This is a genomic window from Streptomyces sp. BB1-1-1 (assembly GCF_031597775.1).
Lineage (GTDB): Bacteria > Actinomycetota > Actinomycetes > Streptomycetales > Streptomycetaceae > Streptomyces > Streptomyces thinghirensis.
Map to the genome: position 1 here is coordinate 621,138 of NZ_CP134203.1, position 13,518 is coordinate 634,655.

Sequence of the window (13,518 nt, forward strand, 5' to 3'; positions counted from 1 at the left end):
GATGGCGCGTTCGATGCGGTCGTGACGAGGGGCGGACGGGGCCTGGCCCTGTCCGCCCCTCGTCACGACGGCGTCATGCCGGTGCCGGTGTCACAGTGAACGCCGCCTGGAGCGGATCAGCAGCACACAGCCACCGGCGAAGAGGACGCCGCCGGCGGCCGCGGGCCACAGCCCCAGGCCGGAACCCGTCTCCGCGAGGCCGCCCTGCGTCGTCTGCGGTTCGGTCGCCGACCCGGCCGCGGCGTCGTCAGCGCCGCCCGTGCCCTGCGTCGCCGCTGGTGCGGGCGCGGCGCCGCTCGCGTCGTCCGGTGCGTCGTCGGCTGTGTCGCCGGCGGGTGTCGTGGCGGCCCTGGGCTCGGCGCGCGGGGAGGCGTCGTCGTCCCTTTCCTGGGCCGGGGGCACGGGCGCCTCCCCGTCGTTCTGCCCGGCGTCGTTCCCTGCGCCCTTCCCCTCGTCCACTCCGTCGCCCCGGCCGTCCTGCCCGGGGTCCACGGGTGCCGAGGCCGTGGCGGTCTGCTCGGCCGGGGGCTCGGAGGCGTCAGGGTTCTCGGTCGGCTGGTCCTGCGGGTTCTCCGTGGGGTTCTCGGTCGGCTGGTCCTGCGGGTTCTCCGTGGGGTCCTTCGTGGGGTTCTCGGTCGGCTGCTCCTGCGGGTCCTCGCCCTGGCCGGGCTCCGATCCCGGGGGCGTGTCCGGACCGCACTCGCGGCCGCTGTTGATGCAGTCGGCCATCTCCCGCATCAGGTCCTCGTCGAACACGTTGATGAAGTCGCTGTGGTCCGTGACCGGCTTGTGCAGCTGCTCGGGGAAGGAGTCCACGGCGAACAGCGGCACGGTCCTGCCGCCGTCCTGGAGGCTGGGCGCGTCCACGTCGTACACGACGCGCTGGACCAGCCGCGGGATGGCCCGGAATCCCTCGGGGCAGCTGCCGTCGGCGGCGGCGAAGGCCACGTGGGTGCGGTGGTTGGCGCTGTCGATGTTGCGGCCGTCCCAGCAACTCTGGAAGGTGAAGGTGCGCACCACGTCACTGCCGGACGGACAGAGCGGGTACTTGTCCTTCAGCTGCCGGTCCTCGAAACCGGTGCAGCTCCAGGAGGCGTTCGCGTTGGTGTTGCCGTTGACGAACGCCTTCGCGTCACCGGTGATGATGCGCAGCAGCCGCGGCATCTCCGTGACCTCGCCGCGCTCGTTGCCCACGAACGTCAGTGTGACCTCGGCGGGCGTGACGATCTCGCCGGCGTTGCCCTCGATGCCGCCGCCGGGTGACTCGGCGTCCTGTTCGACGGTGCCGTTCTGGAGCCTGAGCACGGGCCAGTAGTACGAGGACTTGTCGCCCTGGTCGGCGCAGCTGGTGCCGGCGGCGGCCAGGTCCTCGTCGCTGGAGAAGGCGTCGTTGGCCTGGTTGCCGACGTAGTCGTGGAAGTGGTGGGCCCCGTTGCTGACGCCGGGGGCGGCGATCAGGTTGTCCGAGTTGAACAGTCCCTCGGCGTTGACGCCGCAGCTGGTGGCGAAGGAGCCGGTCGAGGCGTTCTTCTGCCGGGGTGCCTGCACGACGTTCGGCTCTACGGAGTTGATGTCGACGTAGTCCGCGGCCACGGGGCCGTTGCCCGCCTGTCCGCCGTTGCCGGGCTGCTGCCCGTCACCGGCCTGTCCGTCGTCGCCGCCTTCGCCGTCGTTTCCGCCGTTCCCGTCGTTTCCGGGGACCTCGCCCTTGCCGTTCTGCTGCTGCTGGTCGGGGCTGCCGCCAGGTGCGTCCGTCGCGGCGACCTCGGTGCGGCGCAGTGTGCACTCCGCCAGGGTGTCCAGGCCCTCGGGGCGATCGCCGGCCTTGCCGATGGCGGCGGCGATGCGCTCGATCGTCCCGGCCCGGTCCTTCTTCAACGGGTCGAGGATGGCGCCCTCGTCGAGCTTGCCGTCGTCCGCGGTGCGGGCGGCTTCCTGGAGTTGCCGGTAGGCAGCGGCGATCTGTTCGTCGAGCCGGGCGAGTTCCGTGTCGACGTCCGGCCTCGCCTGCTCCGGCACCGTCGTCAGCCGCTCGCTCAGATCGGGGCAGTCGACGGTGGCCGCCACACCGGAGCTGCCCAGGGGAACAGCGGTGTCACCGGCTTCGGTCGCGGAGGCGAACACGTTCACGGCCACCAGGCCGCCGCCTCCCAGTATCAGCGCGAATGCTCCGAAGGTCGCGCGGCGCGCCCCGGTCGGGCGTCTGCGCCTGTTGTGTCCCAAGGCGTGCTCCTGTGTCGTGGCGGACTCGGACGTGAAATGCCCCCGGCTCCATACGGAGTCGGGGGCCGGAGCGTTCAAACGCCTCGCGGATTCTCAGGAATCCCTCACCTCACGGGCGCAGGATCAGCCGCAGGAGCTGCGGCAACGCCACCCGCATGTCGGAGCCGTAGTGGCCGAGGACGCGCTGTTGGAGGTAGCTGAAGCGGGTCCCGTCGGTGACCGTGAGCGGCTTGTCGGTCAGGCCCACCAGGACCAGCCGTCCCTTGGGCGCGAGCACGGAGACCGCCTGCTCCCGCACGGGCGGCACGCCCGCGAAGTCGAAGGCGGCGGCCAGGCCCGCCCTGCCGGTCACCGCTCGGACGGCCTTGCGCAGGTCCGGGTCGGCGGAGTCCAGGGCGAGGTCGGCGCCGGCGGCCAGGGCGCGTTCGCGGGCGACGGGGCTGGGGTCGACGGCCACGACCGGGCAGGCGCCGATGGCCCGCAGCAGCTGCACGGCGTGCACACCGAGCCCACCGACGCCCCACACGCCGACCGCCTCGGCGGGGCGGACGGCGCCGGACTCGGTGATCGCGCCCCACGGCGTGGACACGGCGTCGGGGATGATCGCGCCCTGGTCGAAGGGGATGGCGTCGGGCAGCGGGGTCAGGGCACCGGCGGCGGACAGGGCGTACTCGGCCCAGCCGCCGTCGTAGTCGACGCCGCGGGTGTAGGTGACGCCGTCGCGCACCTCGCCCGCGTGGAGCACGACCCGCTGCCCGGGCGACCACGCGGTGACGCCCGCGCCGACCTCCGCGACGGTGCCGGAGACCTCGTGGCCGAGGGTGACCGTGCCGCCCTGGAGCAGCAGCGGTGCATCCCGGGCTGCTGATCGAGGCCGCCGGTGGCCCGCTGTTCGTCCGGGTGCTGCTCAGCGGGGCGCCGCTGGACGACGCGCTCGTGCGGCGGCTGGTCGACCTGGCCCTGGGCGGGGCCCGGCCCCGCGCCCGGTGAGTGGATCCTGCCGCGCGAACAGTTGCTGTCACCGCCGAGGGGACGGGCGCAAGGGCTTGGAGGGCTGAGAGGGCCAGGGATCGGCTCGGGGCGCACCGGAAGCTCTGTTAGGGGCCGGGGTTCGGGGAACCCGGGGCCCGCCGTATCCACCCGCGCGCCAGCGCCCACGCCGAGGGAGTTACCGGATGTCACTGACCAAAGGCCTCGTCGCCGGAGCGGCCGGCACCGTCGCGCTGAACCTCACCACGTACGGCGACATGCTGCTGCGCGGCCGGGGGTCCAGCGACATGCCGGCCCAGGTCGCGGACCGGTTCGTCAACCGGGCCGGCGTCGATCTGGGCGACGAGGAGACCACGGCCAACCGTGAGCAGGCGGCCGGAGCCCTCCTTGGCTACGTCACCGGCCTCGGGGTCGGGGCGGCCTACGGGCTGCTGCGGAGCGGGCGCGGCGCGCTGCCCGACTGGGTGGCCGGTCCACTGCTCGGCGCGGCCGCCATGGCGGGCAGCGATCTGCCGGCCACGGTGCTCGGGGTGACCGACCCGGCCTCGTGGGACCGGACGTCATGGGTGTCGGACATCGTGCCGCATCTGGTGTACGGCTTCACCACGGCATCGGTCTACCAGGCACTGCGCTGAACGGAGGCATCATGGCCGGCAGCAGGCCGCTCGCCCTGGTCACCGGGGCGTCCAGCGGAATCGGGTACGAACTCGCCGCACTGTTCGCGGAACACGGCTACGACCTGGTGGTCAACGCCGAGGACGACCGGCTGGAGCACGCCGCCCAGCGGCTGCGGGAGACCGGCGCCGAGGTACGGGCCGTGCGCGCGGATCTCCGTACCGCCGAGGGCGTGGACCGGCTGGTCGCCGCTCTGACCGGGCTCACCGTGGACGTCGCGGCGCTCAACGCCGGTGTGGGGCAGGGCGGCGCCTTCGTCGACACCGACCCGGGCGACGACCAGTCCGTCATCGACCTCAACGTGACGTCGACCGTGCGGCTCGCCAAGCCGCTGCTGCGGGACATGGTGGCGCGCGGGGTGGGCCGGCTGATGTTCACGTCGTCGGTGGCCGCGACGATGCCGGGGTCCTTCCAGTCGGTGTACAACGCCTCGAAGTCGTTCGTGCAGTCCTTCGCCCAGGCGTTGCAGGAGGAGGTCGAGGACACCGGGGTCACGGTCACCTCCTTCATGCCGGGTCCGACGGAGACCGACTTCTTCCGGCGGGCCGGGATGCAGGACACCAAGGTCGGCACCATGGACAAGGACGACCCCGCGCAGGTCGCCCGGCAGGCGTACGACGCCGTCATGAAGGGCCGCGGGAAGCTGGTCACCGGCTCGGCGAGGACCAAGGCGCAGGGCGTGGCCGACAAGGTCCTGCCGGACCGGGTCAAGGCCGCCGTGCACCGCCGGATGGCGGAGCCGGGGACGGCGCCGGACGACGACGGCCGGTAGGACGGGTGAGGGCCGACAGGACCGCGGGCAGCCGGTAGGACGGGTGGGGCCGACAGGACCGCGGGCGACCGGTAGGACGGGTGGGGCCGACAGGACCGCGGGCGACCGGTAGGACGGGGTGGGGCCGACAGGAGCGCGGGCGGCCGGTAGAACTGCGGGCGCGTGGCCGGTCGCTCGGCGGGCCCCTTGTCGGTGGCTCGCTCCCGGTGGAACGATGCTCACGGCACCGGCTCACCCACGGGCTCGCCCAGCGAAGGGACCGTCGTGACCGACGAGCAGCAACGGCCGCAGGCCGCCGCCGCGTTCGACGCACTGGGCGCCGAGTACGAGAAGGCGTTCGCCGGCTCGACGACGCACCGGCGCTCGCTGGAGTGGCTGCTCGGGCGGCTCGCGCCGGGCAGCAAGGTGCTGGACGTGGGCAGCGGTACGGGCCGGCCCACCGCCGAGGCCCTCGCGGGCGCCGGGCACGACGTGCTGGGTGTCGACGTCTCCCCCGTGATGGTGGACCTGGCGACGCGGCAGGTGCCGGCCGCGACCTTCCAGTGCGCCGACGTCCGTGACGTACCGCTCGCGGACGGCTCGTTCGACGCGGTCTGCGTGTACTTCTCGCTGCTCCAGCTGGACCGGCGGGAGCAGGCGGACCTGGTCCGGCTCCTGGTGCGGGCGCTGAGGCCGGCGGGGTACATGGTCCTGGCCACCGTGCCGTTGGACGTGGAGGGCGTCGACGCCGTCTTCATGGGTCAGCCGGTGCGCGTGTCCAGTTTCACCGCGCAGGGCCTCACCACCGTGGCCGAGGAGGCCGGCCTGGAGGTGCTGGCGCAGGAGGCGTCCCTGTTCACCCCGGCCCACCCGGAGGCGCGGCCGGAGCCGCACCTGTTCCTGCACTGCCGGCGCCGGGGCGCCACCTCACCCCGGATGGGGTAACTGCGCACGCGCCGCCCCGGGTCCGCGGCCAGAGTGGGCAGCATGACAGAACCTGGCGAGCGGCGGCGCGGCACGACTTCCACGAGGACGCGTGAGCGTGCCGTGCGGGGCGCTCGGGACGCCGCCCAGCGCGCCGCGGACGCCCTGTCCGAGCTGATCCGGCACCACCTGGAGGGGGTCTCCGCGGTGTGCCGGAGCGAGGACGACGGCTGGATCGTCAACGTGGACGTGCTGGAGGTGGCCCGTATCCCCGACACCACCAGCCTGCTCGCCACCTACGAGGTCGAGCTGGATTCGGCGGGCGACCTGCTCCAGTACCGCAGGGTCGCCCGTTACCGGCGCGGTGCCCAGGACCAGTGACCGGGCCCTGCGGCCCGCACCCGGAAGGACCACCGCATGATCACCTACGACGACGAGGTCGTCTGCGCGCCCCGCGCCGGGACCCTCTACGACGTCCTCGAACTCATCCTCGACCGCGGCATGGTGATCGACGTCTTCGTGCGCGTCTCGCTGGTCGGCATCGAGATCCTCAAGGTGGACGCCCGCATCGTGGTCGCGAGCGTGGACACGTACCTGCGGTTCGCCGAGGCGTGCAACCGCCTGGACCTGGAGCACGACGTGCGCTCCAAGACCGTTCCCGAGCTGTTCGGCGGGCCGGTCGCCAAGACCATGGGCAGGGCGGGCGCCAAGCGGACGGCGCGCTCACTGACCGACAAGGTGCGGGGCATCCTCACGCCCGAGGAGGAGGAGACGGCGGCGGAAGAGGAGAAGGCCAGCCCCCGCGAGCACACCCGCGAGCGCGCGACACGCGGCCGGAGCCCCGAACGGCCCCGTAGCCGGCCGGCCGCACGCCCCCGCGACGAGGACGACCGCCCGCGCAGCCGCCCCCGCCGGCGCACGGAGACGGAGGACGAATGAGCGCGCCCGCCACAGCCGCAGGCACCACAGTCGCAGGCACCACCGCCTCCGCCCCGGAGGCCCTGTACGTCTACGGCATCGCCCCCGCCGGGATCCGTACTCCCCGCTTCCCCGGGGTCGACGGTGCCCCCGTACGGCTGCTGACCGAGTCCGGCCTGTGCGCGGCGGTGTCGGCCGCACCCGCACGGATCCGGCCCCGACGCCGTGACCTGCTGGCCCACCAGGCCGTACTGGACGAACTGGCGGAACAGGGACCGCTGCTGCCCATGCGGTTCGCGGTACTCAGTCCCCGGCCGGATGCCCTGCTCTCCCAACTGCGTGCCGACGCGGCCCACTTGTCACGGCAGCTCGACGAAGTCCGTGGGTGCGTCGAACTCAACGTCAAGGGAACGGTCGTGCCCGGCCACTTCGCCGATCTGGTGCGCCGGGACGAGACCCTGCGGGACCTGGCCCTGCGGACGCGGCGCCGTCCGGACTACGAGGCCAACATCCGGCTGGGTGAGGCGATCGCCCGCGGGGTCCGCCGCGAGGCGCGGCGCGCGGCCCGGGAGGTCCTCGACCACCTGACCCCGCTCGCCGTTCGCACGGTGCAGGGTGCGACCGACGACGAACAGGTGCTGAGCGCGTCGTTCCTGCTGCGCTCCACCGACGAGCGGCGGTTCCGGCAGGCGGTCGACGTACGGGCACGTGACTGCGGGGACCGGCTGGCACTCAGCGTCACCGGGCCCCTGCCGTGCTACAGCTTCGTCGACCCCCGTCCCGCGCCGGCCGGGCGGTGACGCGGTGGGCATCGTGAGCGGTCTCCTGCTGCTGCCCCTGGCCCCGGTGCGCGGCACGGCGTGGATCGCCGACCACCTGCTCCAGGAGGCCCGGCGCCAGACCCACGACCCGCGCGCCGTCCAAGCGCGTCTGGCCGCACTCAACCGGGCCCTGGACGAGGGCGCCATCGACGAGGCGGCCTTCGAACGGGAGGAGGAACGCCTGCTCACCCTCCTCGAACGGCCGTACCGGCCCACCGGCCGCACCACAACCATGGATCGAGCGCAGAGAAGGCACGTATGAGCGACAGCAAGGCGACCATGGCGGCGGCCGTGGCGGGCGGGTATCTCCTGGGCCGCACGAAGAAGGCGAAACTCGCCTTCGTGGTGGGCTCGTACCTCATGGGCCGGCGCATCGGCCTGTCCCCCGGCCAGGTGCTGTCCCAGGGCCTGGCCGGTCTCCAGCGGACACCGCAGCTCCAGGAGCTGACGGACCAGGTGCGCGGCGAGTTGCTGACCGCCGGGCGCACCGCCGTCACCGCCGCGGCGAACCGCAGGCTCACCGGCCTGGCGGACACCCTTCGCGACCGTACCGACGCGCTCACCGGCGCGGGCCGACGGGACGACGGCGGCTACGAGGACGACGACGGGGACCACGACGGCCCGGACGAGGACGCCTACTTCGACGAGGAGGACCGGGAGGAGGCGCGGCGGCCCGCGCCGGCGCCGCCCCGGAAGACGGCCAAGAAGGCTCCCCCGCGCAAGGCGGCACCTCCCCCGAGGGCTGCGAAGAAGACAGCCAAGAAGACCGTGCCGGCGAAGAAGACCATGGGCTCGGGCCGGCCCGGAGGTGAGCGCGGATGACCCCCGACCGGCAGGGCAACGACGGACCCTCACCCTTCGGCGATCTCAAGGACGCTCTCGGCGGCTACCTCTCCGCCACGGGGCACAGCCTCGTCGGCAAGGCGGGGGAACGGATCGGGGGCCTGACGGGCCGCCTGACCGAATCCGCCGAGGGCGGCGGCTCAGGCGGTGGGGGTGGTTCCGGCGGTCGGGGCGGCTCCGGGAGCGGCGGCGGCAGTGTCAAGGCGACGCACATCATGGAGACCGTCGACATCGGCGTCCCCCTGCGCACCGTCTACGACCACTGGACGCAGCTCCAGGACTTCAGTGGCTTCACCAAGGGCGTTCGCAGCGTCAGCACCAACGACGAGGTGACGTCCGACTGGAACGTCAAGGTCGGTCCTTCGAGTCGCAGTTGGAAGGCGACCGTCCAGGAGCAGGTTCCCGACGAGCGGATCGTCTGGACCTCCGAGGGCGCCAAGGGCAGTACCCGCGGGGCGGTCACGTTCCACGAACTGGCGCCCCGGCTCACCCGGGTCGTCTTGGTCGTCGAGTACTACCCGGCGGGCTTCTTCGAGAAGACCGGCAACCTCTGGCGCGCCCAGGGGCGGCGGCTGCGGCTTGATCTGAAGCACTTCGCGCGCCACGTCACCCTGCTGGGCGACGAGGAGGTGGAGGGCTGGCGCGGCGAGATCCGCGACGGCGAGGTCGTGCGCAGCCACGAGGAAGCACTGGAGGAGGAGAACGCCTCCGACGACGACGCCGAGTACGAGGACGCAGATGAGGACGACGACGCCGAGTACGAAGACGGCGAGGAAGGCTCCGAGTACGACGAGGACGAGGACGAGGAAGGTGAGTACGACGACGAGGACGAGGCGTATGAGGACGACGAACGTGCCCGCCCGCATCGCTGACGCGGCCGGGAGTGTGCGGTGACAGACGTCGACCACCGGTTCGCGAGCCCGGAGACACAGCCGTACGCGCCTGTCACCGGCAACCTCGCCGACCTGCTCGAACGGGTCCTCGACAAGGGCATCGTCATCGCCGGCGACATCAAGATCGACCTGCTCGACATCGAACTGCTCACCATCCGCCTGCGCCTGTTCATCGCCTCGGTGGACACCGCGAAGAAGGCGGGCATCGACTGGTGGGAGACCGACCCGGCGCTTTCGTCCAGGGCCGCGCGGGACGCGCTCACCGAGGAGAACGAGCGGTTGCGGGCCCGGCTGGACGCCCTGGTGGGGGCCGCCGAGGAGACGCAGGGAGCCGCCCGGTGAACGCTCCCCCTGCCGGACCGGCGGCCCCCGTCCTCGTCTGCGCGTTCGCCGTCACCCGCACTCCGCCGGACCTCGCCACGTCGGCCGCGGCGACCGGCCACGAGGAGGGCGGTCCGCTGCGCGTGCTGCGCGCGGGCGGCCTGTGCCTGGTCGTCCAGGACGTCCCCGCGGCGCTGTTCGACGAGGAGGCGCTGGCCGAGCGGCTCAACCGGCCCGACGACCTGGAACGCTGCGCCCGTGCCCATCACCGGGGCGTCGAGGCCGCGGCCCGGCGGGGCCCGGTCGTTCCGCTGCCGATGGCGACCCTGTACCGCGGCGACCGGAGCGCGGAGCAGGCCGTCACCGCCCGGGAAGCGGTACTGGGCGCGCTGCTCGACCGTCTCCGGGGCCGTACGGAATGGGCGGTGAAGGTACACGCCACAGGCGGCGCGGCGAACGCCACCGCTTCCGACACCCCTGCCGACTCCGGTACCGGCGCGGGCGCGCGTGGGCGTGCCTACCTCAGCCGGGCCAGCGCACGGCGACGCGACCGGCAGGACGCGCACGGGAGGGCCCTGGCCGAGGCGGACGCCGTCGACGCGGAGCTGCGGCGGTACGCCGTCGACGCGACGCGGCACCGCCCGCAGAGCGAGCGGCTGACGGGCCGGCGCGCCCCGCAACTGATCAATGCCGCCTACCTGGTGGAGGACGCGGAGAGCGCCGCCTTCAAGCACGCCCTGGCCCGGCTCACCGCCGACGGCCGGCACACGGCCGTCGAGGTCAGCGCCTCGGGCCCGTGGATCCCGTACTCCTTCGCCCGCTGGGACGAAGCCCCGGCGGACGCCATGGCCTTGGACGTCACGGAACCGAACCGCGCGGAACAGCGCCCCATGAAACAGGAGGCCCGCTCATGACCTCCCCGGCCACCCGTACGCCGGGCCCGGCCCCCGTGCCCTGGGGCGGACCGGAGCCGTACGCACCGGTCGGGGTGCCCCTGGTCGACCTCCTCGACCGGGTGCTGGCGACCGGTGTCGTCGTCAGCGGCGACCTGGTCCTGGCGATCGCGGACGTGCCGCTGGTGCGGATCTCCCTGCACGCCCTGCTGTCGTCGGTGAACGAGCGGGTGCCCGCCCCCTGGCCGGACAGCGGGCCGCTGTGACCGCGCCCCGGGCGCACGCCCTCGACCTGGACCCCGAGCGGGTCACGAACGACCTGGCCGCCCTGGTCCTCACCGTCGTGGAGTTGCTGCGCCAGCTCATGGAACGCCAGGCCGTGCGCCGCTTCGACGAGGGCACGCTGAGCACGGAGCAGGAGGACCGGCTCGGCACGGCGCTCATGCTGCTCGACGAGCGCATGGACGACCTGTGCGCGCAGCACGGCCTGAGCCGCTCCGACCTGAACCTCGATCTGGGCCCCCTGGGACCGCTCCTCGCGGACCCGGAACCGTAGAGGCCACCCGCGGGCGGGAAGGCGGAGCGCACACCCGGGACGAGCGATCGCTATGATGACGGCGAATCGCTCAAACGAACATTCTCGGGTGGGGAGGCCTGATGCGGGAGCCGGTCGATCTCAGGCGCCAGCGGATTCTGGCGGCGGTCCAGGCGCGCGGTACCGCGCGGGTGCGCGATCTCGCCGACGAGCTGCAGGTCTCCGTGGTGACGGTGCGCCGTGACGTGGAGGAGCTGACGCGGGAGGGCAGGCTGAGTCGCGGCCACGGCGTCGTCCGGTCCGCCCTGGCCGCCGAGGAGGCACCCTCCGGCGCGGCCGAGTCGGCTGCGGCGGCCGGGGACCGGGTGGCCGTGGTCGTCCCGGTGCGGCACTCGTACCTCACCGAGGCGCTGCACGGCGCCCGCACCGTCCTGGAGGACGCCGGGGTGCGCATGGCCCTGCACCTCGCGCCGCAGGCGTCCGGCGCCGAACGCCCGCTGGTGGAGCGGGCGCTGGCGGACGGGGCGCACGGGCTGCTGATCGCCCCCCGCTGGCGCGGCCGGGCCGAGGAGGAGGCCGACCACGAGTGGCTCGCCGCGCTCGGCGTGCCGACGGTGCTGATGGAGCGCCGCCCGTGGCGCGGCAGCGCGCTGCACGCGCTGGACTCGGTGTGCTCGGACCACTGGTACGGCGCGCATCTGGCCGTGGAGCACCTGGTGGGGCTCGGTCACCGGCGCATCGTGTTCGCCACGCGCCACGACAGTCCCACCGCGCGCTCGCTGCGTGCCGCCTTCGCCGAGATAGCCGAGGCGCATCCGCTGGTGGAGCAGTGGGCGTGGACGCTCGTCGCGCCGGAGGCCGGGGCCGACGGGCCGTACGCGGCGGACGAGACGGCCGAGTTGCCGGCGCTGATGCGCAAGGTGGGCGCGACGGCCATGGTGCTGCACGGCGACGTGGACGCGCTGATGATCGTCCAGCGGCTGGCGGAGGAAGCGGTACGGGTGCCGGAGGACTGCTCGGTCGTGGCGTACGACGATGTCGTGGCCGGGCTGGGCTCGCCGCCGCTGACGGCCGTGTCGCCGCCGAAGACCGAGGTCGGGCGCACGGCCGCGGAGCTGCTGCTCCAGCGGCTGTCCGAGGCGCCCGGCAGCCGGCCGGGCCGGCGGGTGGAGTTGCTGCCGCGGCTGATGGTGCGCGGATCGACGGACCGCCCGACCGAGTGCCCTACCGACCGCTCGACCGACCGCTCGACCATGTGAGCGTTTGATCGCTTTATTTTCTTCTGATCGATCTATTGACCGTTTGAGGCGGAGCGTTCAGGATTCCCGTGTCCCGAACAGTCGTGTCCGCACCCACGCGGACCCGCAGGAGCCGCGGGAGGCGCCATGCCCGGACGACCCAGCCGTCGGTCCGTGCTCGCCGCGATGGCCGCCGTACCCCTGACAGGAGCCGTGAGCGCCTGCAGCGGGGGGAACGGCGCCTCGTCGGCCCGCACGAGCACCACCACGCGCGTCACCTTCTGGTCCGCCCTGCGCGGCAGCCAGGAGGTGGTCGACGCCTTCAACCGCACCCACCGGAACATCCGGGTGGACTTCCAGCAGATCCCCTCCGGCGGGCAGGGCGGCTACGCCAAGCTCAGCAACGCCGCCCGGGCGGGCAACGCGCCCGACGTCGCCACCATCGAGTATCCGCAGGTGCCGGGGTACGCCATCGACGGCGTCGCCCGTGACATCACCGACCTCGTCAGCGACGGGCTGCGCCGGAAGCTGCTGCCGCAGGCGCTCGGGCTGACCACCTTCGAGGACCGGGTGTTCGCCGTACCGCTGGACGTCGAGCCCATGGTGATGCACTACCGCGCCGACCTGTTCGACCAGTACGGGCTGAGTGTCGCGCGCACCTGGGACGAGTTCGCCGAGCAGGCCGCGACCGTGCGCCGCGAGGCGCCCGACCGGCGGCTGGTGCTGTTCCCCACCGACGGGATGACCCAGTTCGCCTGCTACGCCTGGCAGGCGGGCGCCCAGTGGTTCGACACCTCGCGCGGCGCCTGGAACGTGTCCCTCGCCGACGCTCCCTCCCGGCGGGTCGCGGACTACTGGCAAGGGCTCATCGACCGGGACGACGTCTTCGTGAACGCCGTCGAGAGCAGGCAGTCCGACGCGCAGATCGGCAACGGGCTGGTCCTCACCCGGCTCAGCGGCGCCTGGGACGCCGGCGCCCAGATGAACGCGCGGCCCGGACAGAAGGGCCAGTGGCGGATCGCGCCGCTGCCCCAGTGGGACACCGGCAGCCCGTCCGTCGGCACGCACGGCGGTTCGACCTTCGCGGTCACCAAGGACAGCCGCCACCCCGAGGCCGCGATGGAGTTCATCGAGTGGCAGGTGTCCCACCCCGACGCCCTGCGCGCCCGGCTCTCCAGCGGCACCAGCAGCCAGTACCCGGCCGCTCCCGGCCTGGTCTCCGTGGGTCGCGACGCCTTCGACCGGTCGTACTACGGCGGGCAGGACATCTACACCCTGTTCGAGCGGGAGGCCGAGAAGATCGGCGAGCAGTGGCTGTGGGGGCCGCGGATGAGCGCCACCCAGAAGGTCATGCAGGACTCCTTCGCCCGCGTCGGCGCCGGCCAGGGCTCCCTCGTCGAGTCGCTGCGCACCGCGCAGGAGGGCACCATGCCCGATCTCAAGGCCCTCGGCCTGTCCACCACCCAGCACAGCACCTGAGCCGACGAAAGGCA

The 13,518-nt window shown here is 73.2% G+C and carries 16 protein-coding genes and 2 pseudogenes; 16 read left to right on the forward strand and 2 right to left on the reverse strand.

What is annotated here, in order from left to right; translation table 11 throughout:
* Positions 1 to 90: 90 nt before the first annotated feature.
* Both RI578_RS02735 and RI578_RS02740 read right to left on the reverse strand, forming a co-directional pair.
* Positions 91 to 2,223 carry a DUF1996 domain-containing protein gene (locus RI578_RS02735; RefSeq protein WP_310869520.1) on the reverse strand — a complete coding sequence of 711 codons (2,133 nt, stop codon included), beginning with the start codon at positions 2,221 to 2,223 and terminating at the stop codon, positions 91 to 93.
* A gap of 124 nt (positions 2,224 to 2,347) precedes the next feature.
* A pseudogene (locus tag RI578_RS02740) lies at positions 2,348 to 3,073 on the reverse strand (zinc-binding dehydrogenase); the annotation flags it as partial.
* Here RI578_RS02740 and RI578_RS02745 point away from each other — a divergent pair.
* From RI578_RS02745 to RI578_RS02820, 16 genes and pseudogenes are all read left to right on the forward strand, one after another.
* Positions 3,064 to 3,213: pseudogene (locus RI578_RS02745) on the forward strand (TetR family transcriptional regulator); the annotation flags it as partial. The pseudogenes RI578_RS02740 and RI578_RS02745 overlap by 10 nt on opposite strands.
* A gap of 185 nt (positions 3,214 to 3,398) precedes the next feature.
* Positions 3,399 to 3,848 (forward strand): hypothetical protein, encoded by a 450-nt coding sequence (locus RI578_RS02750; protein WP_310869521.1) that lies wholly within the window; start codon positions 3,399 to 3,401, stop codon positions 3,846 to 3,848.
* An 11-nt stretch (positions 3,849 to 3,859) separates the two neighbouring features.
* Complete coding sequence (locus RI578_RS02755) at positions 3,860 to 4,660, forward strand: SDR family NAD(P)-dependent oxidoreductase (protein ID WP_310869522.1); 801 nt, start codon at positions 3,860 to 3,862, stop codon at positions 4,658 to 4,660.
* A gap of 264 nt (positions 4,661 to 4,924) precedes the next feature.
* Complete coding sequence (locus tag RI578_RS02760; protein WP_310869523.1) at positions 4,925 to 5,584, forward strand: class I SAM-dependent methyltransferase; 660 nt, start codon at positions 4,925 to 4,927, stop codon at positions 5,582 to 5,584.
* Positions 5,585 to 5,626: 42 nt separating this feature from the next.
* Positions 5,627 to 5,944 carry a gas vesicle protein gene (locus RI578_RS02765; protein WP_310869524.1) on the forward strand — a complete coding sequence of 106 codons (318 nt, stop codon included), beginning with the start codon at positions 5,627 to 5,629 and terminating at the stop codon, positions 5,942 to 5,944.
* A gap of 36 nt (positions 5,945 to 5,980) precedes the next feature.
* Entirely contained in the window at positions 5,981 to 6,502 is a 522-nt protein-coding gene (locus tag RI578_RS02770) for a gas vesicle structural protein GvpA (protein ID WP_310869525.1), read from the forward strand.
* Positions 6,499 to 7,281 (forward strand): GvpL/GvpF family gas vesicle protein, encoded by a 783-nt coding sequence (locus tag RI578_RS02775; protein ID WP_310869526.1) that lies wholly within the window; start codon positions 6,499 to 6,501, stop codon positions 7,279 to 7,281. Before RI578_RS02770 ends, RI578_RS02775 begins: the two co-directional genes overlap by 4 nt.
* A 4-nt stretch (positions 7,282 to 7,285) precedes the next feature.
* On the forward strand, positions 7,286 to 7,564 hold the full coding sequence (locus tag RI578_RS02780) for a gas vesicle protein GvpG (RefSeq protein WP_210958300.1): 279 nt from the start codon (positions 7,286 to 7,288) through the stop codon (positions 7,562 to 7,564).
* Complete coding sequence (locus RI578_RS02785) at positions 7,561 to 8,124, forward strand: hypothetical protein (RefSeq protein ID WP_310869527.1); 564 nt, start codon at positions 7,561 to 7,563, stop codon at positions 8,122 to 8,124. Before RI578_RS02780 ends, RI578_RS02785 begins: the two co-directional genes overlap by 4 nt.
* Entirely contained in the window at positions 8,121 to 9,017 is an 897-nt protein-coding gene (locus RI578_RS02790) for an SRPBCC family protein (protein WP_310869528.1), read from the forward strand. Before RI578_RS02785 ends, RI578_RS02790 begins: the two co-directional genes overlap by 4 nt.
* A gap of 18 nt (positions 9,018 to 9,035) precedes the next feature.
* Complete coding sequence (locus RI578_RS02795) at positions 9,036 to 9,380, forward strand: gas vesicle protein (protein ID WP_310869529.1); 345 nt, start codon at positions 9,036 to 9,038, stop codon at positions 9,378 to 9,380.
* Entirely contained in the window at positions 9,377 to 10,273 is an 897-nt protein-coding gene (locus RI578_RS02800; RefSeq protein WP_310869530.1) for a GvpL/GvpF family gas vesicle protein, read from the forward strand. Before RI578_RS02795 ends, RI578_RS02800 begins: the two co-directional genes overlap by 4 nt.
* Positions 10,270 to 10,518 carry a gas vesicle protein gene (locus RI578_RS02805; RefSeq protein ID WP_310869531.1) on the forward strand — a complete coding sequence of 83 codons (249 nt, stop codon included), beginning with the start codon at positions 10,270 to 10,272 and terminating at the stop codon, positions 10,516 to 10,518. The genes RI578_RS02800 and RI578_RS02805 overlap by 4 nt, the downstream gene beginning before the upstream one ends.
* Complete coding sequence (locus tag RI578_RS02810) at positions 10,515 to 10,808, forward strand: gas vesicle protein K (protein WP_310869532.1); 294 nt, start codon at positions 10,515 to 10,517, stop codon at positions 10,806 to 10,808. The genes RI578_RS02805 and RI578_RS02810 overlap by 4 nt, the downstream gene beginning before the upstream one ends.
* Positions 10,809 to 10,909: 101 nt before the next feature.
* A complete protein-coding gene (locus tag RI578_RS02815; protein ID WP_310869533.1) occupies positions 10,910 to 12,046 on the forward strand; it encodes a substrate-binding domain-containing protein in 1,137 nt (378 codons plus the stop codon).
* Between the two features lie 126 nt (positions 12,047 to 12,172).
* Entirely contained in the window at positions 12,173 to 13,504 is a 1,332-nt protein-coding gene (locus tag RI578_RS02820) for a sugar ABC transporter substrate-binding protein (RefSeq protein ID WP_310869534.1), read from the forward strand.
* Positions 13,505 to 13,518: the final 14 nt, after the last annotated feature.